The sequence below is a fragment of the Halomonas sp. TA22 genome, from assembly GCF_013009075.1.
Taxonomy (GTDB): Bacteria; Pseudomonadota; Gammaproteobacteria; order Pseudomonadales; family Halomonadaceae; genus TA22.
The window spans coordinates 189,322-214,757 of record NZ_CP053108.1 but is presented as its reverse complement, the minus strand read 5'-3'; the positions used below and the strand labels follow the sequence as shown (position 1 = coordinate 214,757).

The 25,436-nt window shown below is 63.1% G+C and carries 18 protein-coding genes and 1 tRNA gene; 8 read left to right on the top strand and 11 right to left on the bottom strand.

The features are described from left to right. Nucleotides 1-8: 8 nt before the first annotated feature. Nucleotides 9-1,388 carry an aminodeoxychorismate synthase component I gene (gene pabB, locus HJD22_RS01000; RefSeq protein ID WP_208655126.1) on the bottom strand — a complete coding sequence of 460 codons (1,380 nt, stop codon included), beginning with the start codon at nt 1,386-1,388 and terminating at the stop codon, nt 9-11. Between the two features lie 250 nt (nt 1,389-1,638). Between pabB and HJD22_RS00995 the strand changes: the two genes are divergently transcribed. The 6 genes from HJD22_RS00995 (at nt 1,639) to prpD (ending at nt 10,059) form a co-directional block, all read left to right on the top strand. Beyond that, nucleotides 1,639-2,388 carry a GntR family transcriptional regulator gene (locus HJD22_RS00995; RefSeq protein ID WP_248730045.1) on the top strand — a complete coding sequence of 250 codons (750 nt, stop codon included), beginning with the start codon at nt 1,639-1,641 and terminating at the stop codon, nt 2,386-2,388. 29 nt (nt 2,389-2,417) lie between these two features. After that, nucleotides 2,418-3,305, top strand: a complete 888-nt coding sequence (gene prpB / locus HJD22_RS00990) for a methylisocitrate lyase (protein ID WP_208655127.1) — start codon at nt 2,418-2,420, stop codon at nt 3,303-3,305. 80 nt (nt 3,306-3,385) lie between these two features. Continuing rightward, nucleotides 3,386-4,513, top strand: a complete 1,128-nt coding sequence (gene prpC, locus HJD22_RS00985; protein WP_208655128.1) for a 2-methylcitrate synthase — start codon at nt 3,386-3,388, stop codon at nt 4,511-4,513. A gap of 76 nt (nt 4,514-4,589) precedes the next feature. Then, the gene (gene acnD / locus HJD22_RS00980; protein ID WP_208655129.1) at nt 4,590-7,220 is read left to right on the top strand and encodes a Fe/S-dependent 2-methylisocitrate dehydratase AcnD; all 2,631 of its coding nucleotides are present in this window, start codon (nt 4,590-4,592) and stop codon (nt 7,218-7,220) included. 65 nt (nt 7,221-7,285) lie between these two features. After that, nucleotides 7,286-8,476 (top strand): 2-methylaconitate cis-trans isomerase PrpF, encoded by a 1,191-nt coding sequence (gene prpF / locus HJD22_RS00975; RefSeq protein WP_208655130.1) that lies wholly within the window; start codon nt 7,286-7,288, stop codon nt 8,474-8,476. 98 nt (nt 8,477-8,574) lie between these two features. Continuing rightward, nucleotides 8,575-10,059 (top strand): 2-methylcitrate dehydratase, encoded by a 1,485-nt coding sequence (gene prpD / locus HJD22_RS00970; protein WP_208655131.1) that lies wholly within the window; start codon nt 8,575-8,577, stop codon nt 10,057-10,059. Between the two features lie 125 nt (nt 10,060-10,184). Here prpD and HJD22_RS00965 read toward each other — a convergent pair. The 6 genes from HJD22_RS00965 to purL form a co-directional block, all read right to left on the bottom strand. Then, a tRNA-Lys gene (locus HJD22_RS00965) sits at nt 10,185-10,266 on the bottom strand. 49 nt (nt 10,267-10,315) lie between these two features. Beyond that, nucleotides 10,316-11,179 (bottom strand): 23S rRNA pseudouridine(2605) synthase RluB, encoded by an 864-nt coding sequence (gene rluB / locus HJD22_RS00960; RefSeq protein ID WP_208654816.1) that lies wholly within the window; start codon nt 11,177-11,179, stop codon nt 10,316-10,318. Then, nucleotides 11,176-11,994, bottom strand: a complete 819-nt coding sequence (scpB, locus tag HJD22_RS00955) for an SMC-Scp complex subunit ScpB (RefSeq protein ID WP_208654817.1) — start codon at nt 11,992-11,994, stop codon at nt 11,176-11,178. The genes rluB and scpB overlap by 4 nt, the downstream gene beginning before the upstream one ends. Further along, a complete protein-coding gene (locus HJD22_RS00950) occupies nt 11,987-12,877 on the bottom strand; it encodes a ScpA family protein (RefSeq protein WP_208656805.1) in 891 nt (296 codons plus the stop codon). Before HJD22_RS00950 ends, scpB begins: the two co-directional genes overlap by 8 nt. A 150-nt stretch (nt 12,878-13,027) precedes the next feature. Continuing rightward, complete coding sequence (locus HJD22_RS00945; RefSeq protein WP_302051011.1) at nt 13,028-14,863, bottom strand: DEAD/DEAH box helicase; 1,836 nt, start codon at nt 14,861-14,863, stop codon at nt 13,028-13,030. A 310-nt stretch (nt 14,864-15,173) separates the two neighbouring features. Next, nucleotides 15,174-19,127, bottom strand: coding sequence for a phosphoribosylformylglycinamidine synthase (purL, locus tag HJD22_RS00940; protein ID WP_208654819.1), 3,954 nt, complete (start codon nt 19,125-19,127; stop codon nt 15,174-15,176). Nucleotides 19,128-19,295: 168 nt separating this feature from the next. Here purL and mltF point away from each other — a divergent pair, with 168 nt between their 5' ends. Further along, nucleotides 19,296-20,765 carry a membrane-bound lytic murein transglycosylase MltF gene (gene mltF / locus HJD22_RS00935; RefSeq protein ID WP_208654820.1) on the top strand — a complete coding sequence of 490 codons (1,470 nt, stop codon included), beginning with the start codon at nt 19,296-19,298 and terminating at the stop codon, nt 20,763-20,765. Nucleotides 20,766-20,785: 20 nt separating this feature from the next. On the opposite strand, the gene tadA is transcribed toward mltF, so the two are convergent. Further along, nucleotides 20,786-21,241, bottom strand: a complete 456-nt coding sequence (tadA, locus tag HJD22_RS00930; RefSeq protein ID WP_208654821.1) for a tRNA adenosine(34) deaminase TadA — start codon at nt 21,239-21,241, stop codon at nt 20,786-20,788. Nucleotides 21,242-21,322: 81 nt separating this feature from the next. Between tadA and HJD22_RS00925 the strand changes: the two genes are divergently transcribed. After that, nucleotides 21,323-22,138, top strand: coding sequence for an acyl-CoA thioesterase II (locus HJD22_RS00925; protein WP_208654822.1), 816 nt, complete (start codon nt 21,323-21,325; stop codon nt 22,136-22,138). 8 nt (nt 22,139-22,146) lie between these two features. Here HJD22_RS00925 and HJD22_RS00920 read toward each other — a convergent pair whose 3' ends face one another. From HJD22_RS00920 to thpD, 3 genes are all read right to left on the bottom strand, one after another. Next, nucleotides 22,147-22,890 (bottom strand): TSUP family transporter, encoded by a 744-nt coding sequence (locus HJD22_RS00920; protein ID WP_248730042.1) that lies wholly within the window; start codon nt 22,888-22,890, stop codon nt 22,147-22,149. Between the two features lie 117 nt (nt 22,891-23,007). After that, on the bottom strand, nt 23,008-23,883 hold the full coding sequence (locus tag HJD22_RS00915; protein ID WP_208654824.1) for a bifunctional nuclease domain-containing protein: 876 nt from the start codon (nt 23,881-23,883) through the stop codon (nt 23,008-23,010). Nucleotides 23,884-24,029: 146 nt separating this feature from the next. After that, nucleotides 24,030-24,941: an ectoine hydroxylase gene (gene thpD, locus HJD22_RS00910; protein ID WP_208654825.1), complete on the bottom strand. Its 912-nt coding sequence runs from the start codon at nt 24,939-24,941 to the stop codon at nt 24,030-24,032. Nucleotides 24,942-25,436 lie beyond the last annotated feature (495 nt).

The window sequence follows — 25,436 nt, the reverse complement described above, 5'->3', positions numbered from 1 at the left end:
ATGCCTGGCTAGATGCGCAGGGGGCGCACTGCTGTAGCACTGTCGAGGGCTCGCATCAGATGGCGAATCTTGTCCAGAGTCTCGCGATACTCTGCCTCTTCGTTGGAATCGGCAACCAGACCCCCTCCCCCCCACAGATGCAGCGTTCCGGCATCGGCAATGACGCTGCGAATGGCGATCGAGGTGTCCATGTTCCCTCGATGATCGATGTAGCCGAGGCTACCGCAATAGGCGCTGCGCCGGCTGGGTTCGAGCTCATCGATGATCTGCATGGCGCGCACCTTGGGTGCTCCGGTGATCGAGCCGCCCGGAAACGCGGCTGCCAGCAGGTCCAGCGGAGAGTGATGGCGGGCCAGCTTGCCGCGCACGATGCTTACCAGGTGATGCACGTTGGCATAACTCTCCAGGCCGCAGAGTCGAGGTACCTCGACGCTGCCGGGGAGGCAGACCCGTCCCAGGTCGTTGCGCAGCAGATCGACGATCATGACGTTCTCGGCACGATCCTTGATGCTGAGCGAAAGCTCTTCGGCGAGTAGACGATCCTGAGCGGCGTCCTGGCCGCGTGGGCGGGTCCCCTTGATGGGACGCGCCTCGACAACCCCGTCCCGGGATTTAAGGAAGCGCTCCGGAGAGAGCGACAGCACCGCCTTGTCATCCCAGGCCAGATAACCGGCGAAGGGAGTGGGAGTTGCATGACGCAGCCGCCGGTACGCTTGCCAGAGGCTTCCTTCATAGGGGGCGCTGAAGCGTTGTGCAAGGTTGATCTGGTAGCAGTCGCCGGCATGGATGTAGCGCTGAACGGCGCGAAAGCGCTCGCCATAGCCGTGGCGATCCAACTCGGCAGTGAAAGGAGCCGTGATACGAAATGCCGGCTCATCATTGCCGCAGGCGGGCGCTGCCAGCCAGGCGAGAACCTGTTCACGCCTGTCGTGACTGGCGACCAGCCAGCTCTTCTCGCGCTGGTGATCTTGGATCAATGCCCAGTCATAGAGACCGACCCGGCTCCAGGGCAGCGCTGTCACTTCCTTCGCCGTACCGTCGAGCCGTTCCAGGCAGCGACCCAGGTCGTAACTCCAGTAACCGATCAGGCCGCCGAGGAAGGGGAGGTCGCTTTGTGGCGCCTCGATATCGAGGCGCTCCAGCAGTGCCTGCTGGGCGGCTATTGGACATGCCGGCAGGCCGGGCACCTCCTGGCAGCGCACTGTACCCCGTTGATCGATCTCCAGCATGGCTTGCGGGTCGCAACTCATGATGTCGTAACGCCCACCTGGACCAGCAGGGCGCCCGCTATCGAGCAGCACCGCGCCCGGTCGGTGCTTCAGCTGACCAAAATAGCCGAGCGGGTCGGCTCGATAGGGTAGGGGGGTGAGGTCGATTCTTTGAGTCATTCGCGGCGCGTTCCTTAACAAGCACACCATTCTAGGTGGCCGCTTGCCATTTGTCCCTGCCTCGCTTCGAGCCGTATGAACGTCAGTTCAACGCGATGAAGCCATGTCTGATTTTAATGATTGTCGACACTCTTCAGGCTACACAAGGCAGAATGCGCCAAAAGATGTAGATGATATGGACTACTCGGCAGTTGATTCCTTGTGCGGCTCTGACATAAAGTGCCCTATGCCCTTAATTGTCGACAATGATATGAATTTCGCCACTCCTCCCATGCCGAATCCACCCCTTGCCGAATTCGAGCAGGCGACACCTGAAGTCCGCACCCTTGCCGAGCGGGTCTTCAACCAGTTGCAGAGTGCCATCGTGCGCGGCGAGCTGGCACCCGGCGCCAAGATCACCGAGCCGGGCCTGTCGAAGCGCTATGGTATATCACGCGGTCCATTGCGCGAGGCGATGCGAAGGCTCGAGGTTCACCGGCTGATCGAGCGTGTGCCTCATGTCGGCGCGCGGGTGGTCAAGTTGTCGATGCGAGAGCTGCTCGAACTCTTCGACGTTCGTGAAGCGCTGGAAAGCATGGCGGCGCGTCTGGCGGCGGAACATATGTCGCCCGAGGAGATTGCTGGTCTGCGCGAGGTGCTGGCGATGCATGAGAACCAATCCGACCTCAAGCGTGGCGAGGCCTACTACCAGTGCGAGGGCGATCTCGATTTTCACTACCGCATCGTGCAGGGCAGTCATAACCGCATGTTGATGACCATTCTGTGCGACGACCTCTATTACCTGGTGCGTCTCTATCGCACCCAGTTCAGCGCCAGCGGTACGCGTCCCCAGCGCGCCTTCGTCGAGCATCACCGTATCGTCGATGCCATAGAGGCGGGCGATGCCGAGCTTGCCGAGTTGCTGATGCGGCGCCATGTCAGCGCATCACGTGCCAATGTCGCCGAACGCTACGCCGCCGTATTGCAACAGGAAGCCGAGCAGGGCGTGGCGTCAAACTGACTGCCAGCGCATCGATAAAGGAGATAGCCATGACTCGTCAAACCCCCGGCGCGCGGTTTCGCGCCGCCCTGGAGGACAACCGTCCCTTGCCGATCGTCGGCACCATCAATGCCTATACTGCCTTGATGGCCGAGCGGGTTGGCCATCAGGCGATTTACCTCTCCGGGGGCGGCGTGGCCAATGCCTCGTTCGGCCTGCCCGACCTCGGCATGACGACCATGAACGATGTGGTCGAGGATGCTCATCGCATCACCGGTGCCAGCGAGATACCGCTACTGGTGGATATCGATACCGGCTGGGGTGGCGCTTTCAACATCGCGCGAACCGTCAAGGAGGTGCAGCGTGCCGGTGTGGCCGCCGTGCATATCGAGGACCAAGTGGCCCAGAAGCGCTGCGGGCACCGACCCAACAAGGCAATCGTCACCAAGCAGGAGATGGTCGATCGCATCAAGGCGGCCGCCGATGCGCGCATCGATCCAGACTTCTACCTGATCGCACGTACCGACGCATTCCAGAAGGAGGGTCTCGATGCCGCCATCGAGCGCGCCAATGCCTGTATCGAGGCGGGCGCCGATGCCATCTTCGCCGAGGCGGTGCATACCCTTGACGACTACCGTGCGTTCTGCGAGCGGGTCGGCGCGCCAATCCTGGCCAATATCACCGAGTTCGGCGCCACGCCGCTGTTCAGCCAGCAGGAGCTTGGCGAAGTCGGCTGTCGCATGGTGCTCTACCCGCTGTCGGCCTTCCGGGCCATGAACGCGGCGGCGCTCAAGGTCTACCAGAGCATTCACCAGCACGGTCATCAGCGCGATGTCATCGTGTCGATGCAGACCCGCGACGAGCTCTACGACTTTCTCAATTACCATGACTTCGAGCGCAAGCTGGATGAACTGTTCACCAGCCAAGGGAGCGATTGACTAGAGGGCGATCAACCCATAGTCCGTTCATATTCGACGTACAACCATAACTTCATCCGTTCTCATTGAGGAGACACGTCATGGCGGAGAAAACACCGGCAAGCACCGGATTGCGTGGCCAGAGTGCCGGTAGCACGGCACTGTGTACCGTGGGCAAGAGCGGTGCCGGCCTGACCTATCGCGGCTATGACATCAAGGAGCTGGCGGAGAAGGCGCGCTTCGAGGAAGTGGCCTACCTGCTGCTCAAGGGCAAGCTGCCCAACCAGGCCGAGCTCGACGCCTACGTGACCAAGCTCAAGGGTCTGCGTGGCCTGCCGGCCGCACTCAAGACCGTGCTCGAGCAGATCCCCAGGGATGCGCACCCCATGGATGTGGTGCGCACCGGCGCTTCCATGCTCGGTAACCTCGAAACCGAGGCAAGCTTCGATGAGCAGCAGGACGTCTCCGACCGTCTGCTGGCGGTACTGCCGTCGATCATCTGCTATTGGTATCGCTACAGCCACGATGGCGTGCGCATCGAAACCGAGACCGACGATGAGTCGGTAGGCGCCCACTTTCTGCATCTGCTGCGCGGCGAGGCACCCTCCGAGCTACATGCACGGGTAATGAACGTTTCGCTGATTCTCTACGCCGAGCACGAGTTCAACGCCTCGACCTTCACCGCCCGCGTGTGCGCGTCGACGCTGTCCGACATGCACTCATGCGTGACCGGTGCCATCGGTTCGCTGCGCGGCCCGCTGCATGGCGGCGCCAACGAGGCGGCCATGGACATGATCGAGAACTGGAAGTCGTCGGAAGAGGCCGAGCGCGAGATCATGGGCATGCTCGAGCGCAAGGAGAAGATCATGGGCTTCGGCCACGCGATCTATCGCGAGTCCGACCCGCGCAATGCCATCATCAAGGAGTGGTCGGAAAGGCTGGCTCAGGACGTTGGCGACACCGTGCTCTACCCGGTCTCCGTGCGGGTCGAGGACGTCATGTGGCGCGAGAAGAAGCTGTTCTGCAACGCAGACTTCTTTCATGCCAGCGCCTACCGCTTCATGGACATTCCCATCAAGCTGTTCACGCCGATCTTCGTCTGTTCGCGTGTCACCGGCTGGTGCGCCCATGTCTTCGAGCAGCGCGCCAACAACCGCATCATTCGCCCCAGCGCGGACTACATCGGGCCCGAGAAGAGCCAGTGGGTGCCGCTCGAAGAGCGCGACTGATCACTCATCTTCGGAGGCGGCCTGCAAGTCGCCTCTCGCGCTATCTGTCTCAACACCACGCGAAGACCGTCGACTCATGAACACTCAATATCGCAAATCGCTTCCCGGTACCGAGCTGGACTACTTCGACGTGCGTGAGGCCGTCGAGGAGATCCAGCCGGGCGCCTACGACACTCTTCCCTATACCTCCCGCGTGCTGGCCGAGCAGCTGATACGTCGCTGTGCGCCGGAGCTGCTCACCGATGCGCTCAAGCAGTTGATCGAGCGCAGGCGCGATCTGGACTTCCCCTGGTATCCGGCGCGGGTGGTGTGCCACGACATCCTCGGCCAGACGGCGCTGGTCGACCTGGCCGGCCTGCGTGATGCCATCGCCGAGAAGGGGGGCGATCCGGCCAAGGTCAACCCGGTGGTGCCGACCCAGTTGATCGTCGACCACTCCCTGGCCGTGGAGTGCGGTGGCGACGACCCCCAGGCGTTCGATAAGAACCGCGCCATCGAGGATCGCCGCAACGAGGATCGCTTTCACTTCATCGATTGGACGCGGACCGCGTTCAAGAATGTCGACGTTATTCCCGCCGGCAACGGCATCATGCATCAGATCAACCTGGAGAAGATGTCGCCGGTGATCCAGGCGCGCCCTGATGAGAATGGAAAGGGCGTCGCGTACCCGGATACCTGCGTGGGTACCGACAGCCACACACCTCACATCGACTGTCTGGGCGTCATTGCCATCGGTGTTGGCGGCCTCGAGGCGGAGACCGTCATGCTCGGTCGCCCCTCGATGATGCGTCTACCCGATATCATCGGCGTGGAGCTGACCGGCAAGCGACAGCCCGGAATTACCGCCACCGACATCGTGCTGGCGATTACCGAGTTCCTGCGCCAGGAGCGGGTGGTCGGAGCATATCTCGAATTCTTCGGTGAAGGTGCCGATAGCCTCACCATTGGCGACCGCGCCACCATCTCCAACATGACGCCGGAATACGGTGCCACCGCCGCGATGTTCTACATCGACGAGCAGACCATCGACTACCTGACCATCACCGGTCGCGAGCCGGAGCAAGTGGCGCTGGTCGAACACTACGCTAAGACCGTGGGGCTGTGGGCCGACAGCCTCAAAAGCGCCAAGTACGAGCGGGTACTGATGTTCGATCTGTCCAGCGTCGAGCGCAACATGGCAGGTCCCTCCAACCCGCACCGTCGCCTGCCCACCTCAGCGCTGGCCGAGCGCGGCATCGCCGCCAACCTGGATCAGGCGCTGGCCGAGGAGAAGGCCGGAAGGATGCCCGACGGTGCGGTGATCATCGCTGCCATCACCAGCTGCACCAATACCTCTAACCCCCGCAGCGTCGTGGCGGCGGGTCTGGTGGCGAAGAAAGCCAATGAGCTTGGGCTGGTGCGCAAGCCCTGGGTGAAGTCGTCATTTGCGCCTGGCTCCAAGGTCGCCCGGCTCTATCTGGAAGAGGCTGGCCTGCTGCCCGAACTCGAGAAGCTCGGCTTCGGTATCGTCGCCTATGCCTGCACCACCTGTAACGGCATGTCCGGTGCGCTGCGCCCGGAGATCCAGCAGGAGATCATCGATCGCGACCTCTATGCTACCGCGGTGCTCTCCGGCAATCGCAACTTCGACGGACGTATTCACCCCTACGCCAAGCAGGCGTTCCTGGCATCGCCGCCTTTGGTGGTGGCCTACTCTATCGCCGGCACCGTGCGTTTCGACATTGAGCAGGATGCGCTGGGTTACGACAAGAATGGCAATCCCGTCACCCTCAAGGAGCTGTGGCCCAGTGACGAGGAGATCGACGCCATCGTCGGCGAGTATGTCAGGCCCGAGCAGTTCAAGCAGGTTTACATCCCGATGTTCAACCTGGATGAAGTGGAGGAGGCTGAAAGCCCACTCTATGAATGGCGCCCGCAGAGCACCTACATTCGCCGCCCGCCATACTGGGAAGGCAACATGGCCCGCGAGCGCGGCCTGAAGGGTATGCGGCCGCTGGCGATCCTGCCGGACAACATCACCACCGACCACCTTTCGCCGTCCAATGCCATCATGCTGGACAGCGCGGCGGGTGAGTACCTGGCCAAAATGGGCCTGCCGGAGGAGGACTTCAACTCCTACGCCACCCACCGTGGCGACCATCTCACCGCGCAGCGCGCCACGCTGGCCAACCCCAAGCTGTTCAATGAGATGGTACGGGACGAGAAGGGCGAAGTGATTCAGGGTTCGCTGGCGCGCATCGAGCCGGAGGGCAAGGTTACCCGTATGTGGGAGGCCATCGAGACTTACATGGAGCGCGGCCAGCCGCTTATCGTGATTGCCGGGGCCGATTACGGCCAGGGCTCTTCACGTGACTGGGCAGCCAAGGGCGTAGCGCTGGCCGGCGTCGAGGTCATCGTCGCCGAAGGCTTCGAGCGCATTCACCGCACCAATCTAGTGGGCATGGGCGTGATGCCGCTGCAGTTCGAGGACGGCACCACGCGCCACACCCTGAAGCTCGACGGCACTGAGACCTACGACGTAGAGGGCAGGCCGGTGCCGGGGGCGACCCTGACGCTGGTGATCCATCGTGCTAATGGCGACAGTGAGCGCGTGCCGGTACTCTGTCGCCTGGATACCGCCGAGGAGGTTTCCGTCTACTCCGCTGGCGGGGTGCTGCAGCGCTTCGCCCAGGACTTCCTCGAATCCGAGGCCGAAGCGACGGCCTGATCAACACGTTGCGTGAACGCCCGGCATCTCGTCGGGGCTTTTCGTCACTTCAGGAAGCGAGTGCCATGGCAAGCGTTGCACAAGTCAGAATTCCCGCCACTTACATGCGTGGTGGTACCAGCAAGGGTGTCTTTTTCCGCCTGGATGATCTCCCCGAGGCGGCGCAGAAGCCCGGCCCGGCCCGCGATGCACTGCTGCTGCGGGTGATCGGCAGCCCCGATCCCTACCAGAAACAGATCGATGGCATGGGCGGGGCCACCTCCAGCACCAGCAAGACGGTGATACTGTCGATAAGCGAGAGCCCCGATCACGACATCGACTACCTGTTCGGTCAGGTCTCCATCGACAAGCCCTTCGTCGACTGGAGTGGCAACTGTGGCAACCTCTCCGCCGCCGTAGGGCCCTTCGCCATCAGCAATGGCCTGGTAGATCCCTCACGCATTCCCGAAAGCGGCATCGCCACGGTACGCATCTGGCAGGCCAACATCGGCAAGACCATCGTCTCACGAGTGCCGATCACCAACGGCGAGGTGCAGGAAACCGGTGACTTCGAGCTCGACGGCGTGACCTTTCCCGCCGCCGAGGTGGCGGTGGAGTTCATGGATCCAGCAGACGGCGATGGTGCCATGTTCCCCACCGGTAACCTGGTCGACCAACTGGAGGTGCCGGCCGATGTGGTGGAGGGGGGCACACTCGAGGCGACCATGATCAACGCCGGTATCCCGACCGTGTTCGTCAATGCAGCAGCGATCGGCTACACCGGTACCGAGCTGCAGGAAGCGATCAACGGTGATACCAAGGCATTGGCCATGTTCGAGACCATACGCGCCCATGCCGCGGTGCGCATGGGACTGATCAAGGAGATCAGCGAAGCGGCCGAGCGCCAGCACACGCCGAAGGTCGCCTTCGTTGCGCCGCCGGCGGATTACGTGGCCTCCAGTGGCAAAACGATCAAAGCGTCCGATATCGACTTGGTGGTGCGTGCGCTCTCCATGGGCAAGCTGCATCACGCCATGATGGGCACCGCCGCGGTAGCCATCGCCACGGCGGCGGCGGTACCGGGAACCTTGGTCAGCCTGGCTGCCGGTGGCGGCGAGCGCAACGCGGTGCATTTCGGTCATCCCTCGGGCACCCTGCGGGTGGGGGCGGAAGCGTCCCAGGTCGCTGGACAATGGACGGCGACCAAAGCGGTGATGAGTCGCAGTGCTCGGGTGCTGATGGAAGGCTGGGTTCGCATTCCAGGCGATGCTTTTTAGGACAAGAGTACGCACCAAGTCTTCGCCTCGAATCGCAAGGCTCGGGGCGTTTTTCTATAGTGAAGGGAGACGACATCGAGCCTGTGACAGGAGTGAGCATGAGCACCACCGCCGAGAGCAACGTCCGACCCGATTATGATTTCGAGCTACAGAAGATTGCCGATTACGTACTCGACTACCGTATCGAGAGTGACGAAGCGCTGGATACGGCGCGAAATTGCTTGATCGATACCCTGGGGTGCGGCCTGTTGGCGCTACGCTTCCCTGAATGCACCAAACATCTGGGGCCGCTGGTCGAAGGTACCATGGTGCCGCATGGCGCTCGGGTACCGGGGACGCCCTTTCGCCTAGATCCGGTCAAAGCGGCCTGGGACATCGGCTGCATCATTCGCTGGCTCGATTACAACGACACCTGGCTTGCCGCCGAGTGGGGCCATCCCTCAGACAACCTCGGTGCCATCCTGGCCGTCGCAGATCACCTTTCACAGAAGCGCATCGCTCAAGGCGAGCCAGCGCTGACCATGCGCGACGTGCTCAACGCCATGATCAAGGCCCACGAGATCCAGGGCGTGCTGGCGCTGGAAAACTCCTTCAATCGGGTAGGCCTGGATCATGTCGTGTTGGTCAAGGTGGCTTCCACCGCGGTAGCTGCCAAATTGATGGGGGCGGAACGTGAACAGCTGCTCTCGGCCCTTTCCCACGCCTGGGCCGATGGTCAAAGTCTGCGCACCTACCGCCATGCGCCCAATGCCGGCTCGCGTAAAAGCTGGGCAGCAGGCGATGCCACCTCAAGAGGCGTGCGTCTGGCCGATATCGCCCTGCGTGGCGAGATGGGCATTCCCGGCGTGCTCAGCGCACCACAGTGGGGCTTCTACGACGTGCTCTTCTCCAAGACCAACAAAGATCAGAAGCTCAAGTCCGAAGGAGAAAGGGAATTTCGCTTTCAACGCGAATTCGGCACCTACGTGATGGAAAACATCCTGTTCAAGATCGCCTTCCCAGCCGAGTTCCATGCCCAAACCGCCTGCGAAGCGGCGGTACGTCTCCACCCCCAGGTCAAGGATCGCCTGGAGGAGATCGAGCGCATCGTCATCACTACCCACGAATCGGCCATCCGCATCATCTCCAAGGAAGGGGAGCTGGCCAACCCGGCGGATCGCGACCACTGCCTGCAGTACATGGTGGCGGTACCGCTGATCTTCGGCGACCTGACCGCCGAGCACTACGAGGATGCCTTTCATCGCCAGCATCCGCTCATCGATACGCTGAGGGGCAAAATGGAGGTGATCGAGGAACCCCGCTACACGCAGGATTATCTCGCCGCCGACAAGCGCTCCATCGCCAATGCCATCCAGGTGTTTTTCAGCGACGGAAGTTCGACGGAGTGCACAGAAGTGGCGTATCCCATCGGCCACCGTCGCCGCCGCGAAGAGGGGATGCCGCTGCTGGAAGCGAAGTTCAGGAGCAACCTGGCAACTCGCTTCCCTTCCATACGCTGCGAGCAAATATACGCTCTCTGCAAGGATCAGCAGACGCTGGAAGCGACCCCCGTGCATCGCTTCGTCGACCTGTTCATGATCTGAGTCATGCATTTTCATGGTGCCTTCGCGTTGCATGGTCTATATTTTTTCGCATTGGCTCTTGCGCTCTGTGAAAGTAGGCCGTAAAGTACGCATCCGCTGCTGGCGACGAGCAACGTTGCAGGCGGTGAAGGGTGGTGGAAGAGGATTCGAACCTACGACCAATTGGTTAAAAGCCAACTGCTCTACCAACTGAGCTAACGACCCCCCGACAGGGCGCATATATTACTGATAGGGCCCTGTGGTGACAACTCTTTTTTCAGCGTGGGCGTGTCGAGCGCGGCTTGCGCATCGCCTGGACCGGACGACGCTTGTTCTTGTCGCGGCTCCAGCGATTCTTCTCGTCCGGCGTCAGCTCCGGCACCTTGCGCGGCGCCAGTCCGGCAAGCGTGGAGAGATCGTCGATCTCATCCTGGGTGAGCTCGGTCCATTCGCCGGCCTTGGCCCGCTTGTCGAGAAAGATGTTGCCATAGCGCACGCGCTTGAGGCGGCTCACCGTCAGCCCCTGGGACTCCCATAGTCGGCGTACCTCGCGGTTGCGCCCCTCCATGATCACCACATGGAACCAGGTGTTGATGCCTTCGCCGCCGAACTCCTGCACATCGGTAAAGCGCGCAGGGCCATCCTCGAGCATGACGCCTTCGACCATCGCCACCACCTGCGCCTTCGTCACCTCTCCCATCACGCGCACGGCGTATTCACGCTCGATCTCGGTGGAGGGGTGCATCAGGCGATTGGCCAGCTCACCGTCGGTGGTGAACAGCAGCAGACCGCTGGTGTTGATGTCGAGGCGGCCGATGGCGATCCAGCGCTCACCCTTGAGCCGCGGCAGGCGCTCGAAGACGGTACGTCGCCCCTCCGGGTCCTTGCGGGTGCACAGCTCGCCCTCCGGCTTGTTGTACATGATCACTCGCCGGGGACTCTCTTCGGCACCGCGCAGGGTCACCGGGCGGTCGTCGAAGGTCACCTTGTCGCGAGTCTCGATGCGATCGCCAAGCGTGGCGACCTTGCCGTTGACTTTGACACGTCCGCCGGCAATGGCGGTCTCCATCTCGCGGCGCGAGCCCAGCCCGGCGCGGGCAAGAACCTTCTGAAGCTTTTCGCTGGTGGTAGTGGTGCTCATGATTCGTCTGACATCTCGTCTGTTGAGGTTGCCGCGTCCGCGCGTCCGTCATCGGCGACGCTCTCGCGGGCGCGTTCGGCCAGGCGGGCTTCCAGGTCAGCGAAGCTCAGTCCCGGCCGAGGTGACGCCATCTCGGCGTGTGAAGATTGCACCTCCCTGCCGCTGGCCTCGCTATCGGCCTGCGCTGCGCAAGAGGTGGCGCTCAATGTGTCGTTGCGCTTCTCGGTGTCCTGTCCGCGCGGTGCCACGCTATCCTCCAGTGTGGCATAGGCGGCGTCGAATGCCTTGAGTTCATGCATCGGCGGCAGACCATCCAGCGTCTTGAGGCCGAAGTCGTCGAGAAACTGACGCGTGGTGGCGTAGACCGAAGGCCGCCCGGGAACGTCACGCTGTCCGACCACGCGAATCCAGCCACGTTCCACCAGGGTGCGCATGATCGAGGCGCTCACCGCGACCCCGCGCACCTCCTCGATATCGCCACGCGTCACCGGTTGCCGATAAGCGATCAGCGCCAGTGTCTCCAGCAGCGCGCGGGAGTAGCGTTGCGGACGCTCGTCCCATAACCGCGACACCCAGGGCGACAGACGAGCGCGGATACGCAGCTGGTACCCTGAAGCGGTCTCGATCAGCTCCAGCGCCCCCTGCTCCCGGCACTCGCCAAGGCGTATCAGCGCCGTGCGCAGCTCGCGCCTCGGCGGGCGCTCATGCTCATCGAACAGTCCTTCCAGGCGCTCCAGCGAGAGCGGTTCGCCCGCCGCCAGCAGGGCCGCCTCGAGAATCTCCTCCAGCAGATGGGTGCCCGTACGCTCACTCATGCGGAATCTCGCTCACCGTCTCGTCGGCAAACGGGCTCTCGCCCGCCTCGTCCTCCTCGTGCTCGACCTCGGCCAACTCGCGCTCGCCAGGCAACCGGGCACGCAGGTGTATCGGCGAGAGCGGCGCATTCTGTACGATCTCGATCATCGCCTCCTTGGCCAGCTCAAGGATTGCCATGAAGGTCACGATCACACCGGCTCGCCCCTCCTCCAGGGTGAACAGCGCCTCGAAGGGGGTGTACTGTTCGTGGCCGAGGCGCGCCATGATCGCCAGCATGCGCTCACGTGTCGAGAGCACCTCGCGGCTGACCTGGTGCGACTGGGTCAGTTCGGCGCGCCGCAGGATGCCCGCCAGGGCACCGAGCAGCTCATCGAGCCCCACCTCGGGATGCACCACCCGTGTCTCGAGCGGCGGCAGGCCAGCCTGGGCCGGGAACCAGTCGCGCCCCAGTCGCGGCACCTCGCCCAGCGCCTCGGCCGCCAGCTTCAGCCGCTCATACTCCTGCAGGCGGCGGATCAACTCGGCACGGGGGTCGTGCTCGCCGTCCTCTTCGTCGCCCTTGGGCGGCCGCGGCAGCAGCGTGCGCGACTTGATCTCGGCGAGCATGGCGGCCATCAGCAGATACTCGCCGGCCAGGTCGATCTCCATCGCCTTCATCAGCTCCACGTACTCGATGTACTGATGCGTGATCGCCGCCACGTCGATGGAGAGGATATCCAGGTTCTGACGCCGGATCAGGTAGAGCAGCAGGTCAAGCGGCCCCTCGAAGGTTTCCAGAAAGACCCGCAACGCCTCCGGGGGAATGTAGAGATCTTCCGGGGCGGCAAGGATCGGCTCATCGAACAGGCGCGCGAATAGCTCGCCCTGCACGGCGGCGGGCATTTCACTGGCGGCGGTCGTTGGCGTATCGCTCACGCGTGGCCCGGCCTCCTGAGCCGATGGGACTGAAACGGGAAAGATCGATCGTACAGTCTAGCAAGACACTCCTTGCGAGGTAAGCCGGCGCTGTCGGCACTCCCTCGACAGGCCCCATCACGCGCTGGTGGCCTTGCGATAGCGACCCACATAATCGAACAGTTTTTCGCGCACCTGCCAATGGCGCCCCAGCTTGCGACCGATCACGAAATCCGGCGCGCGCAGGCGATGCTGTTGCGAGATCACCTCGTCGGGAGTGGTGGGCGACCACCGGCTGCCCGACGCGCGCAGATGATCACGCAGGAACACCGCCGCGAAGGCGCCGCGCTGGGCCGGCGTCTCCAGGGCGAACCACTCAGACAGCGTGGCGCCATCCTCGTCGTGGTAGGTGACCTTGAGGCGCTCGAGTCCCCGGCCATTGACGGTCGCCTCGAGCTGCATCCCGCTGACGCGCAATACCCGGGCATCCTTGAGGCGTAGCGCCTCCTTGAGCTTGTCGTCGGGGTCGACCAGCCGCGCCTGGCAGCCGTGACAGCTACGCGCGGCGATATCGTTCTCGGCCCCGCACTCACCGCATACCTTGAAACGAAAGCGAAAGGAGCACTGCTCCATCGCAGGCATTGTCGATGTTGCCCCTGTGCCTGTCGCGCAGGGTCGGGCGCGTTCAACGAGCCCCTGGCAGCGGCGACCGAAGTGCTCGATGACGATGTCGCCATCGCGCTTGCCCCAGAACAGGTTGGCGTGGCCGCAGGCGGGGCACTCGACCTGTACCGGCTCGGCATCCGAATCTGGCTTGGGCGTGCCGACCTCCGGCGCATAGAGATCCCAGGGGTTGCCGGCATAGTCGAGGATCAGGCAGTCGCGCTTGCCCGGAGCCAGACGCAGCCCACGACCGACGATCTGCTGATAGAGCCCCACCGATTCGGTGGGGCGCAGGATCGCGATCAGATCGACATGCGGCGCATCGAAGCCGGTGGTGAGGACCGCCACGTTGACCAGGTACTTGAGCCGCTGCGCCTTGAAGGCATCGATCAGCGCCTCGCGCTCACGGGAGGGTGTCGTACCGGTGATCAGCGCCGCCTCGCCAGCCGGCAGGTAGCCGAGAATCTCCTCGGCATGCGCCACCGTGGCTGCGAAGATCATCACCCCGTGGCGCTCGCGGGCGCGCACGACCACCTCGGCGATGATCCCCGGCGTGGCGCGATGACCGGCGACCACGCGGTTGAGCTCCTCCTCACGGAACACCCCCGCGGTCGAGGGAACGAGATGCGAGAAGTCGTAACGTTCGACCGCCGCGTCGATGCGTTTCGGCTCGGCCAGATAGCCCTGTTTGACCATCAGCCGCAGCGGCTGCTCGAAGACACAATCGGCAAACAGGCTCTCGGCGTCGCCCCGGACCATGCCGTGATAGTGGCGATGGTAGATGAATCCCTGGCCCAGGCGAAACGGCGTGGCGGTCAGCCCGAGCACCTTGAGGCGCGGATTCTGCCGGCGTAGATGGTCGATCACCTGCCGATAGCTCGACTCCTTCTCGAGCGAGACCCGATGGCACTCGTCGATCACCAGCAGCGTGAAGCTGTTGTCGCCGAAGCGCGCGAGATTCCTAACCACCGACTGTACCGAGCCGAATACCACCTGGCGCGCCGCCTCCTTGCGCCCAAGCCCCGCGCTGAAGATATCCGCCTCGAGCCCATAGGCCTGGTACTTGGCGTGGTTCTGCTCGACCAGCTCGCGGACGTGGGCGAGCACCAGCACGCGCCCGCGAGCCAGCCGCGCCAGCTCGGCGATTACCAGCGACTTGCCGCTACCGGTGGGCAGTACCACCACGGCGGCTTCATCGGAACCCCGGAAGTGCTCGACCACCCGTGCCACTGCGTGCTGCTGATAGGGGCGCAGCGCAGGGGCTGGCGCAGCATGAGGCGTCAAGGGAGCGGAGGCTGACGAGGGAGGCACGGCGGACATCGGATGGCAACGCAAGCTAGGGAAGGCGCCATCTTAACGCCGCCAGCGCGCCGCTTCACCCATGATCGAGGCCATTGTGGCGCGCCAGGCGCACCTCGGCACATGTGCTTCGACGCTCAGCGTGACGCGCTCGTGAAGGCTCTCGTGCATGCTCCTCTCCTTGTTGGTGGCCAACTCTCATCCGCTGCCATTGCCAGGAGTGTGGCCCGTCAGCCGAGCAATTAAAAACGGTCGTTTAATTCCATAAGGGAGCCAATAAAAAAAGCGGCCCGCAGGCCGCTTTCTCAGCTACGCGCCACTATCAGCCCAGCCAGACCCGGGCATTGCGGAACAGCCGCGTCCAGGCGCCATCGCCGGTCCACTCGGCGGGACGCCAGGAGTTGTTCACCGCTCGCGCCACCCGCTCGGGGTGCGGCATCATGATGGTGACGCGCCCATCCGGCGTGGTCAGTCCGGTGATCCCCGACGGCGAGCCGTTGGGGTTGGCCGGATAGCGGCTGGTGACCTGACCGTAGTTGTCGATATAGCGCAGCGCGATCTGCTCGCTGCCCTGCATGGCACGCAGGTGGGCGCTGTCGCGAAACTCGGCACGCCCCTCGCCATGGGCCACGGCAATCGGCAGGCGTGAGCCCTCCATGCCGGCCAGCAAAATCGAGGGGCTCTTCTCGACCTGGACCATCGACACGCGCGCCTCGAACTGCTCGGATTCGTTGCGCACGAAGCGCGGCCAGTTTTCGGTGCCGGGGATCAGCTCCCTGAGCTGCGAGAACATCTGGCAGCCATTGCATACGCCAAGCGCAAAGCTGTCGTCACGGGCGAAGAACGCTTCGAACTGCTCGCGGGCCATGGCATTGAACAGCACCGACTTGGCCCAGCCACCGCCGGCCCCCAGCACATCGCCGTAGGAGAAGCCGCCACAGGCCACCATGCCCTTGAATTGATCGAGAGAGACGCGCCCGGCCAGGATGTCGCTCATGTGCACGTCGACGGCCTCGAAGCCGGCGCGGTCGAAGCCGGCTGCCATCTCCAGATGGCCGTTGACGCCCTGCTCGCGCAGGATCGCTACGGCCGGGCGCGTCACGTTGAGATAGGGCGCGGCGATATTCTCATCGACATCGAAGGTCGGTTGCGCCGAGAGCCCCGGGTCACGGCCGTCGAGCAGGTCGTCGAACTCGCTCTTGGCGCACTCGGAGTTGTCGCGCATCGCCTGCAGGCGATAGCTGGTCTCGGCCCAGCTGCGCTGGGTCAGCAGCCGGGTGGTCTCGAGCAGCGGCTCCTCGAACAGCGTCACCCGCACTTGGTCGTCGTAGCGTGGCCGGGCGATCACGCCACAGGTATCGATCCCGGCGGCGGCGAACTGTGCCAGCACGAATTCAGTATCGGCGCGATTCACCTGAATCACCGCGCCCAGCTCCTCGGCGAACAGCGCATCGACCGCCTGATAGGCCTCGTCGACCAGCCAGTCGAGCTTGATCTCGAGCCCGGCATGGGCGGCAAACGCCATCTCCAGCAGCGTGATCATCAGCCCGCCGTCGCTGCGGTCGTGGTAGGCAAGCAGCTTGCCGTCACGGTTGAGCCCCTGGATCACCTCGAAGAACGCCTTGAGATCCTCGGCATCGTCGAGGTCGGGGCAGTCGTTGCCGACCTGGCCATAGACTTGGGCCAGCGCAGAGCCGCCCAGGCGGTTCTTGCCACCGCCCAGGTCGATCAAGATCAGGTCGCTCTCGTCCTGCTCCAGGTTGATCTGCGGTGTCAGTGTCCTGAGCGCGTCGGTGACCGGTGCAAAGGCAGTGACCGTGAGCGACAGCGGCGCGGTGATGCTCTTCTCCTCGATCTCGCCCTTCGCGTTTTCCTCCTGCCAGGCGGTGCGCATCGACATCGAGTCCTTGCCCACCGGAATGGCGATGCCCAGCGCCGGGCACAGCTCCATGCCCACGGCGTAGACGGCATCGTACAGCGCCTGGTTTTCACCGACGTGGTCGGCGGCACTCATCCAGTTGGCGGAGAGCTTGATATCTCCGATCTTGTCGATGGGGGCGGCGGCCAGATTGGTGATCGCCTCGGCCACCGCCAGACGAGCGCTGGCGGCGGGGTCGATCAGGGCCACCGGCGGACGCTCGCCGATCGCCATCGCTTCGCCGGCGTGGGTGTCAAAGCTCGCCGTGGTCACGGCGACATCGGCCACTGGCACCTGCCAGGGGCCAACCATCTGATCGCGGGCCACCATGCCGGTGATCGAGCGATCACCGATGGTGATCAGGAAGCTCTTGGAGGCCACCGCAGGCAAGCGCAGTACCCGATCCAGCGCTTCGCGCAGGTCGAGGTTGTCGAGCGCAACGCCAGACAACTCGCGGGTCTCGCGCGTAAATTCACGCTGCATCTTCGGCGGCTTGCCGAACAGTACGCTCATCGGCAGATCGACCGGCTTGGTGGTGATGGACCGAGCCTCGAAGTGGCCGTCGCGCACCTCGAGATGGTGGGCATCGAGTGCCTCGCCAACCACCGCATAGGGGCAGCGCTCACGGGCACACAGAGCGTCAAAAGTGTCGAGATCCTCGGGCGCCACCGCCAGCACGTAACGCTCCTGAGCCTCGTTGCACCAGATCTCAAGCGGGCTCATGCCCGGCTCGGCGTTGGGTACGGCGCGCAGTTCGAAGGCCCCGCCGCGACCGCCATCCTTGACCAGTTCGGGCAGGGCATTGGAGAGCCCGCCGGCGCCCACGTCGTGAATGAAGCGGATCGGGTTGTTCTCGCCCAGCGCCCAGCAGCGGTCGATCACCTCCTGGGCGCGCCGCTCGATCTCGGCATTGCCGCGCTGTACCGAGGCGAAGTCGAGATCGGCGCTCGAGGTGCCGGAGGCCATGCTCGACGCCGCCCCGCCACCCAGGCCGATCAGCATCGCCGGGCCGCCCATCACGATCAGCTTGCCGCCGACCGGAATCTCGCCCTTCTGCACGTGGCCTTCGCGGATGTTGCCGTAGCCGCCGGCCAGCATGATCGGCTTGTGATAACCGCGCCGCTCGATGCCGCCGGCGCCCACTGCATCCTGCTCGTAGGTGCGGAAGAAACCGGTGAGGTTGGGTCGACCAAACTCGTTGTTGAAGGCCGCCCCGCCGATCGGGGCCTCGAGCATGATCGCCAGGGCCGACTGGATGCGCTCCGGCTTGCCATAGTCGAAGGCTTCCCACGGCTGTACGAACTCAGGGATACGCAGGTTGGAGACGGTGAAGCCGGTCAGCCCCGCCTTGGGCTTGCCGCCGATACCGGTAGCACCCTCGTCGCGAATCTCGCCACCCGCCCCGGTGGCCGCACCGGGATCCGGGGCGATTGCAGTGGGGTGGTTGTGGGTCTCCACCTTCATCAGGATATGGATCGGCTCGTGATGGGTGGCGTAGACGGCGCGCTCGCCCTCGGCCCCAGTCAACGGCTGGGCGAAGAAGCGCCCGGCGGTCGTGCCCTCGATGACCGCCGCATTGTCGCTGTAGGCCGAGAGTATGCCCTGCGGGGATTGGGCGTAGGTGTTCTTGATCATCTTGAACAGCGAGTGCGGCTGGGCCTCGCCGTCGACCAGCCAGTCGGCGTTGAAGATCTTGTGGCGGCAGTGCTCGGAGTTGGCTTGGGCGAACATCATCAGCTCGACATCCGAGGGGTTTCGCGCAAGCCCCTGAAAGGCCTTGAGCAGGTAGTCGATCTCGTCCTCGGCGAGTGCCAGCCCCAGTTCGCGGTTGGCCCTGACCAGCGCCTCGCGCCCCCCCTCCAGCACATCGATCTGTCCCAGCGGCGCTGGCTCATGGTGCGCGAACAGGCGGCTGGCGTCCGAGGCATTGGCCAGCACCATCTCGGTCATGCGGTCATGCAGCAGCGCCACGATGGCATTGAACGTCTCTTCGGAGAGTTCACTCGAGAGCTTGATCCGGTAGGCGGTGCCACGCTCGATGCGACGAATGCGCGAAAGTCCGCAGTTGCGCGCGATATCGGTGGCCTTAGATGACCAGGGCGACTGAGTACCGATGCGCGGCACCACCAGAAACAGATGCCCTTCCGGGGTGGATGTGCGATCGTCGACATGGGCGCCATACTCCAGCAACCGCGCCAGCACGGCACGCTCCTCGTCGCCGAGATCACCGTCATGATCGACGAAGTGCACATAGTGGGCATGCAGTGCCTCGACCACGGGCACATGGGCGCGCAGGCCGGCCAGCAACTTGGCATGGCGGAAGTCGGAGAGAGCGGGCGCACCTCGCAATTCGAGCATGGTCGAGAGCCTCTGAAGAGAGCGAAATGAGGGCCGCGGCCTGCGGCGGTGAGCGCATATGATACTGGAAAGCGGCGATCACGCGAAACGTAAGGGCGAACATTGGCAAGGTGACAGTATGTGGCGCGACCGTTATGGTGTGTCGCTCCGTTGCCATGTGTTACTTACATGTTCAAAGCGTTAATTCATTTTCTGCACCGCCACCCTCGGCAGGTTGTCTCGACGTGCCTCGGCGTAGCGCTGTTTTTGTTGACGCCCCCTGTCGCTACACATGACAGCCAGCCGCTAGAGGAGATACGGACCCGCGACTTCCTCGCCGTCTATACCCGCAATACGCCCACCACCTACTATGAAGGGCGCCATGGCCCCACCGGGTTCGAGTACGATCTGATGCTGCGCTTCGCCGAACATCTCGGCGTGAGTCTGTCGATGGATGCCAACCACAACATCGAAGGAGTACTGGACGCGGTACGCCGTGGTGAAGGGGATCTGGGGGCGGCTGCGCTGCCACTCGACCCCAGCCTGCCGGGCATCAACTTCAGCCGTCCGATCCTGACGCTGCAGCCGCTGCTGGTCTATCGCCGCGGTCTGCCGCCAGTACGGCAACCGCAAGACCTGCTCGGTCTCAGCATTGGGGTGATCAGTGGCTCAGGCACCAGCCTGATTCTGCGCGAGCTGCAGCGCGAAATGCCCTCTCTCTCCTGGAAGGAGGCGGCCGAGCTGGAGGTCGCCGATCTCCTGCAGCGCGTCGAGAACGGCAACCTCGATGCCGCGGTGATCTATGCCCATCAGTTCAAGCTCAACCGCCTCTTCTATCCCGAGGTGGAGAACGGCTTCCCGCTGGGTGAACCGCTCTCAATGGCCTGGGCGTTTCCCGCCCGCCAAGGGCTCGGCGTGCTTGAGGAGGCCAACCGCTTCCTGCTCGAGCTGCAGCGCAACGGCACTCTCGCCGAACTGATCGACAGCTACTTCGGCCACGACGACTACCTGGAGTATGTCGGGGCACGCATCTTCATCCACCATATCCGCGAGAAGCTGCCGGAGTATACCGAGCTGTTCCGTGCCGCCGCCCGGGAGACCGGCTTCGACTGGAAGCTGCTAGCGGCGCTTGGCTACCAGGAGTCGCACTGGGACCCGCAAGCCACCTCCCCGACCGGCGTACGCGGCCTGATGATGCTGACCCTGCCTACCGCCAGCGAGCTGGGCGTCGCCAACCGTCTCGATCCCAAGCAGAGCATCGATGGCGGCGCCCGCTACCTGCGCCAGATGAAGGAACGCCTGCAGGAGGAGATCCAGGGACCGGATCGCCTGTGGATGGCGCTTGCGGCTTACAATGTCGGCCTTGGGCATCTCTACGATGCCCAGCGCATCGCCGAGATGCGCGGTGGCGATCCTTATGTCTGGGCCGACGTGCGCGAGGCGCTGCCGCTATTGCAGAATCGTGAGTGGTACAGCCAGACGCGTCATGGTTACGCGCGGGGCGGCGAGCCGGTCATCTACGTGCGCAACATCCGCCGCTACTACGAGATCCTCAATTACGTGGATCGCAGCCAGCAGCAGTTTCACCAGTTGAATCAGCGTATGCCCGATGCCGACGACGACAGTGAGCTCTTCGATACCGTGCCGCCGGTCCTCTAGCTGGAGGGGCATACCCAAGGTCACTCGCGCCGCGCCACGAAGAAGTCTCGTAGCAGGCGGCGTGCCTGGCTGGCCAGCAGCCCCCCCTCCACCTGCACCTGATGGTTGTGCCATGGCTGAGCGAAGAGGTTGGCCCGAGACTCGGCCATGCCGGTCTTGGGTTCGGCGGCACCATAGACGAGACGCGCGAGACGCGCATGGATGATCGCGCCGGTGCACATCAGGCAGGGCTCAAGGGTGACATAGAGCGTGCAGCCCTCCAGGCGGTAGTTGCCAAGGGCATTCGCGGCGACGCGCAGCGCCTGGACTTCGGCATGCGCGCAAGGGTCGTGACATGCCACCGGCGCGTTGTATCCCGCCCCCAGTATCTCGCCTGCGCCATCCACCACCACCGCGCCCACCGGCACCTCCCCAGCCGCCAGCCCCAGCCTCGCCTGATCGAGAGCTCGGTGCATGTAGAATTCATCGCTGCGCATCGGCGCCCCTCTCCGGTATGCTGGTGAAATTAAACAAGCGTATGATGCCGGCGCCCCGACCGGCCGTATCAAGGAGTCCCAATGGCACACGCCCTGAATGACCTGGTGGCCCTGCTGGGCCTGGAGATGATCGAGGAAAACCTGTTTCGTGGCCATAGCCAGGACCTGGGCTTCCCCCAGCTGTTCGGCGGCCAGGTGCTTGGCCAGGCCCTGTCGGCGGCGACCCAGACGATTGGCGCCGAGCGTCATGCCCACTCGCTGCATGGCTACTTCCTGCGCCCCGGCGACCCGAAATTGCCGGTGCTCTATCAGGTCGACGCGGTGCGTGACGGCGGCAGCTTCACCACCCGCCGGGTCACGGCCATCCAGAAGGGCAAGCCGATCTTCTTCTGCAGTGCTTCTTTCCACGGTACGGAGGAGGGCTTTCATCATCAGCTCGAGATGCCCGAGCTGCAGGACCCCGACCGCCTGATCGCCGATGGTGCCAAAGTGTCGAGCTTCGAGGGGCACTCCATCGAATTTCTCTATCTCGACGACGACAAGGGCGACGGCCGACGGCCGCCGCGCAAGCAGCTGTGGTTCCGCCTCGCCGGTGACCTGCCCGACGACCCGGCGCTACACCGCCACCTGCTCGCCTACAGTTCCGATTTCAACCTGCTCACCACAAGCCTGGTGCCCCACGGCATTCAGTTCGGCCACCCCAGGCTGCAGATCGCAAGCCTCGATCATGCCCTGTGGTTCCACCAGGATGCCAGGATCGATGACTGGCTGCTCTACGACATGGATAGCCCCTGGGCTGGCGGCTCACGCGGCTTCGCCCGCGGCAGCATCTACGACCGACAAGGTCGCCTGGTCGCCTCGAGCGCTCAGGAGGGGTTGACCCGGATGCGCAACTGAGCGCCAGCCTATGCCGCCATCACCAGAATGATGCCCTGCACCATATAGAAGGTACCGATGGCGGTGACGATCCAGCGCGTCCAGGTCCGGAAGTTGGCATCGGTCAGGCGCTGCAGGATGCGATTGCCGGTGTGGGTGCCGAAGATCGCGAAGGGTGCCGCCAGCAGGATGATCGACCACTGGCCGGCACTCAGCGCCAGTGCCGAGCCGAGATAGAAGAGAATCTTGATCGAGTGCGAGATCACCTGGATCATCGCCTTGGTGGCCACCACCTGCCGTCGATCCATGCGCGTTCGGATGAAGAAGATATCGATCAGCGGCCCCGATACGCCAGCGGCGATCGTCAGTCCGCCGGCAACGATGCCGCAGCCCAGCGCGTGACTGGTCTTGGCGGCATCGAGCTGAAACCACTGCTTGGGCATCCACACCAGAATCGGCATCAGGCCGATCAGCAGCGAGACGATGGCCGCATTGGGCGTGTAGTTGACCATCAACAGCGCAAGCGCGGCGAGCAGCACGCCACTGGTCATGATCATCACGATGCGCCACACGATGAAGCGCCGCGACAGCCAGGCCCGCGAGGCGTTGGCGGTGAGCTGAATGACCCCGTGCACGGCCATCGCCGTGGCCGCGGGAAATAGCACCAGCAGGAACCACAACAGCACCAGCCCGCCTGCCATGCCAAATATCCCCGACAGCGCCGAGGTCAGAAATACCACTACGATGAAGGCAATACTCGACAAAAGCGTCACGGGAGTCCTTAGGGTACACGCGCTACCAGGCAAACAAAGAGGGGAGTTTACCATGAGTAGGCTCACTCTCTTTGCTTGCGCACGTCACGACTCGGTGGGGCTCACCAATGCAGGGGGCTATACCATCTCATCCCGGCTGGCGGGCGGTTCTTGAACGGGGCGACGCTGGCGAGGCGCGGGCACATCGGTGGGCAGCTCGAGCTGCTGCTCACCGCCTTGCTGCCAGTAGCGTAGTCGCGCCTTCTCGCCTCTCGGCGTGGCGCGAACGGACTCGAGGAACTGCATCGGCGTAAGAGGGGTGCGCTCGTTCACCTCCAGCAATAGGGCGCCGGGCTGCATCCCGGCCTGCTCGGCAGGCCCGCTGACATCGGTGATCAGTACGCCCTCGCGGTCGGGCAGTTGCAGTGCATCGCGCAGATCCTCGGTGACAGGAGCCACGGTGATGCCCAGCGCGGTCAGCACCTGATCGTCTAGCCCTTCGAACTCGATATGTTGGGCGGCAGCCATGACCTGTGGCGCCACATGCACGCTGGCGCCCGCCTGCAGGGCCAGTGCGATGGCATCGCTGGGGCGACTGTCGATGCGTACCGGCGCGTCACGCCCGGCAATGCGCAGCTCCAGCATGCCCAGAAAGGTATTGGCCTCGAGCGCATCGACATAGACGCGCTCCAGGCGCATCTCAGTGCCTTCGAGGACACTGCTGAGCAGGTCGTGGGTCAAGGGGCGACGCGGGCGAACGCCATGCAGGCTGCGCAGGATCGCTTCGGCCTCGGCGGCACCGACGAAGATGGTGATCACCTCGTTGGCGCCGGGCTCGCGCAGCAGTACTACCGGAAGTCCGGTATGGCGCTCCATGCCGATGGTCGCCACCTCGACCTCCACCATCTCCTCGACATCGACGGCAAGCTCACGCCCGATTGCCCCCTCAAGAACGCCGAGGAGCAGCAGGCCGATGAGCCAGGCAGAGGCGCGCGTAGCGAGTGATGGCAACATGAGCCGTCTCCTGCTGAAGTGATATCTCAGGATGGCATCGATAGCGTCAACCGGCCAGTCGCCTCGGCCGCTCGGCAGAGACAAATGAAATAAGGCACCGCTTGGGTGCCTTATGGGATCGGCGACATGTCGGCCGGCGTGAAGGATCATTCATCAACTGCTCTGAGCGGGCTCCAGTCCTTGCGATTGGCCAGAAAATCGGGACGTGGCTTGTTGCCGCAATAGGGATCATGAAGCGTGTTTTCGACACTGTTGTAGACGAAGAACAGGTTGCTTCGCGGCCAGCAGGACATGTTGATGTTGGAGCCATGCATGGTGTTGCACTCGAACATCACCAGCGAACCTGCCGGTCCCTTGGGCGCCTCGATGTCGCCTTCGAGCATCAGCTTGCGCAGGCTGGCCTCGTCGGGCACTCCCACCTCCTGGCTCTTGAGCGACTCCTTGTAGTTATCCTGAGGAGTGCGCCCTACACAAGGGATGAAGTAGTTGTGCGAGCCGGGAATCAACATCAGCGGGCCATTGAACTCGCCGTTGTCGGTCAAGATGATCGAGCAGCTCAGCGAGCGCATGCGCGGCATGCCATCCTCACTGTGCCAGGTCTCGAAATCCGAATGCCAGTCGAAGCCCTTGCCCTTGAAGCCGGGTTTATAGTTGATGCGCGATTGATGGATATAGATATCGCCACCCAGCAGCTGCTGCACCATCGCCAGCAGGCGCGGGTCACGGGTCAGGCGGCTGAAGCGCTCGGATATCTCATGAATGCCGAAGATCGAGCGGATCTCCTGGCGACCCGGCTCCAGCACCGTGCCTTCGGAAAGCTTGAGATCCTCATCCTCCTCGTAATCGCGAAGCTCCTGAATAAAGGCTTCCATCTCTTCTCTGTCGAAGAAACTCTCGAACGAGAGAAAGCCCTTGCGCTCGAACTCATCGATCTCTGCAGTGCTCAACGGCCCAGCGCTCCGCTGCGCTCCCTCACTATGCACCACAGGGTCGATACGCTTGAACATGTCCAACTTGCGCTCCAGGCGTGTTGGAAACAGGTCCTGTTTGTCCTGCATGGCAAACTCCTCCATTAGTCTGCATGTGACATTCGATTGCGCTATAGCGTCCTACGAACGGTACAAGACCGTAACGCGCAATAAATTCGATAGCAACGATGCAAGTCAATGTGCCGCCAGCCTGCCATCGGGCGGCAATCCTTTGGCCTATATCAGGAAAGTGGACTACGTTGAAAGAAGCACAATGTTAGGAGCCAAACTAATTTACGAAAAAACACAAATGGCAGTAATAATATTTTGCTTAACTGCTAGCCTGAATCAGGAATCATCTCGATAACCGATTGGCTAGGAAGCAAGACGTTAATTAACATGAGTTGGTTTTTCTAACCTCCCAAACTCAACTTGGGGAAATTTCCTTTCTATTTCAATTTGCTGGGAAGAAAAGTTGCTATAGATGGGCAATAGCCATAAGTGAAGTAGTAGTAACGTCCGTAAACAACGCCTGAGAAACGCACTAAAAGGTTAGTGCATATGAATGTCTAGCTTAATGTAACC

Excerpts from the sequence above, each read along its gene's own strand:
- pabB (WP_208655126.1), bottom strand. The coding sequence starts at position 1,388 with ATGACTCAAAGAATCGACCTCACCCCCCTACCCTATCGAGCCGACCCG.
- prpB (WP_208655127.1), top strand. The coding sequence starts at position 2,418 with ATGACTCGTCAAACCCCCGGCGCGCGGTTTCGCGCCGCCCTGGAGGAC.
- mltF (WP_208654820.1), top strand. The coding sequence starts at position 19,296 with ATGTTCAAAGCGTTAATTCATTTTCTGCACCGCCACCCTCGGCAGGTT.
- prpD (WP_208655131.1), top strand. The coding sequence starts at position 8,575 with ATGAGCACCACCGCCGAGAGCAACGTCCGACCCGATTATGATTTCGAG.
- scpB (WP_208654817.1), bottom strand. The coding sequence starts at position 11,994 with ATGAGTGAGCGTACGGGCACCCATCTGCTGGAGGAGATTCTCGAGGCG.
- prpC (WP_208655128.1), top strand. The coding sequence starts at position 3,386 with ATGGCGGAGAAAACACCGGCAAGCACCGGATTGCGTGGCCAGAGTGCC.
- tadA (WP_208654821.1), bottom strand. The coding sequence starts at position 21,241 with ATGCGCAGCGATGAATTCTACATGCACCGAGCTCTCGATCAGGCGAGG.
- HJD22_RS00950 (WP_208656805.1), bottom strand. The coding sequence starts at position 12,877 with ATGCCCGCCGCCGTGCAGGGCGAGCTATTCGCGCGCCTGTTCGATGAG.
- acnD (WP_208655129.1), top strand. The coding sequence starts at position 4,590 with ATGAACACTCAATATCGCAAATCGCTTCCCGGTACCGAGCTGGACTAC.
- HJD22_RS00915 (WP_208654824.1), bottom strand. The coding sequence starts at position 23,883 with ATGTTGCCATCACTCGCTACGCGCGCCTCTGCCTGGCTCATCGGCCTG.
- purL (WP_208654819.1), bottom strand. The coding sequence starts at position 19,127 with ATGCTCGAATTGCGAGGTGCGCCCGCTCTCTCCGACTTCCGCCATGCC.
- HJD22_RS00925 (WP_208654822.1), top strand. The coding sequence starts at position 21,323 with ATGGCACACGCCCTGAATGACCTGGTGGCCCTGCTGGGCCTGGAGATG.
- rluB (WP_208654816.1), bottom strand. The coding sequence starts at position 11,179 with ATGAGCACCACTACCACCAGCGAAAAGCTTCAGAAGGTTCTTGCCCGC.
- thpD (WP_208654825.1), bottom strand. The coding sequence starts at position 24,941 with ATGCAGGACAAACAGGACCTGTTTCCAACACGCCTGGAGCGCAAGTTG.
- prpF (WP_208655130.1), top strand. The coding sequence starts at position 7,286 with ATGGCAAGCGTTGCACAAGTCAGAATTCCCGCCACTTACATGCGTGGT.
- HJD22_RS00995 (WP_248730045.1), top strand. The coding sequence starts at position 1,639 with ATGAATTTCGCCACTCCTCCCATGCCGAATCCACCCCTTGCCGAATTC.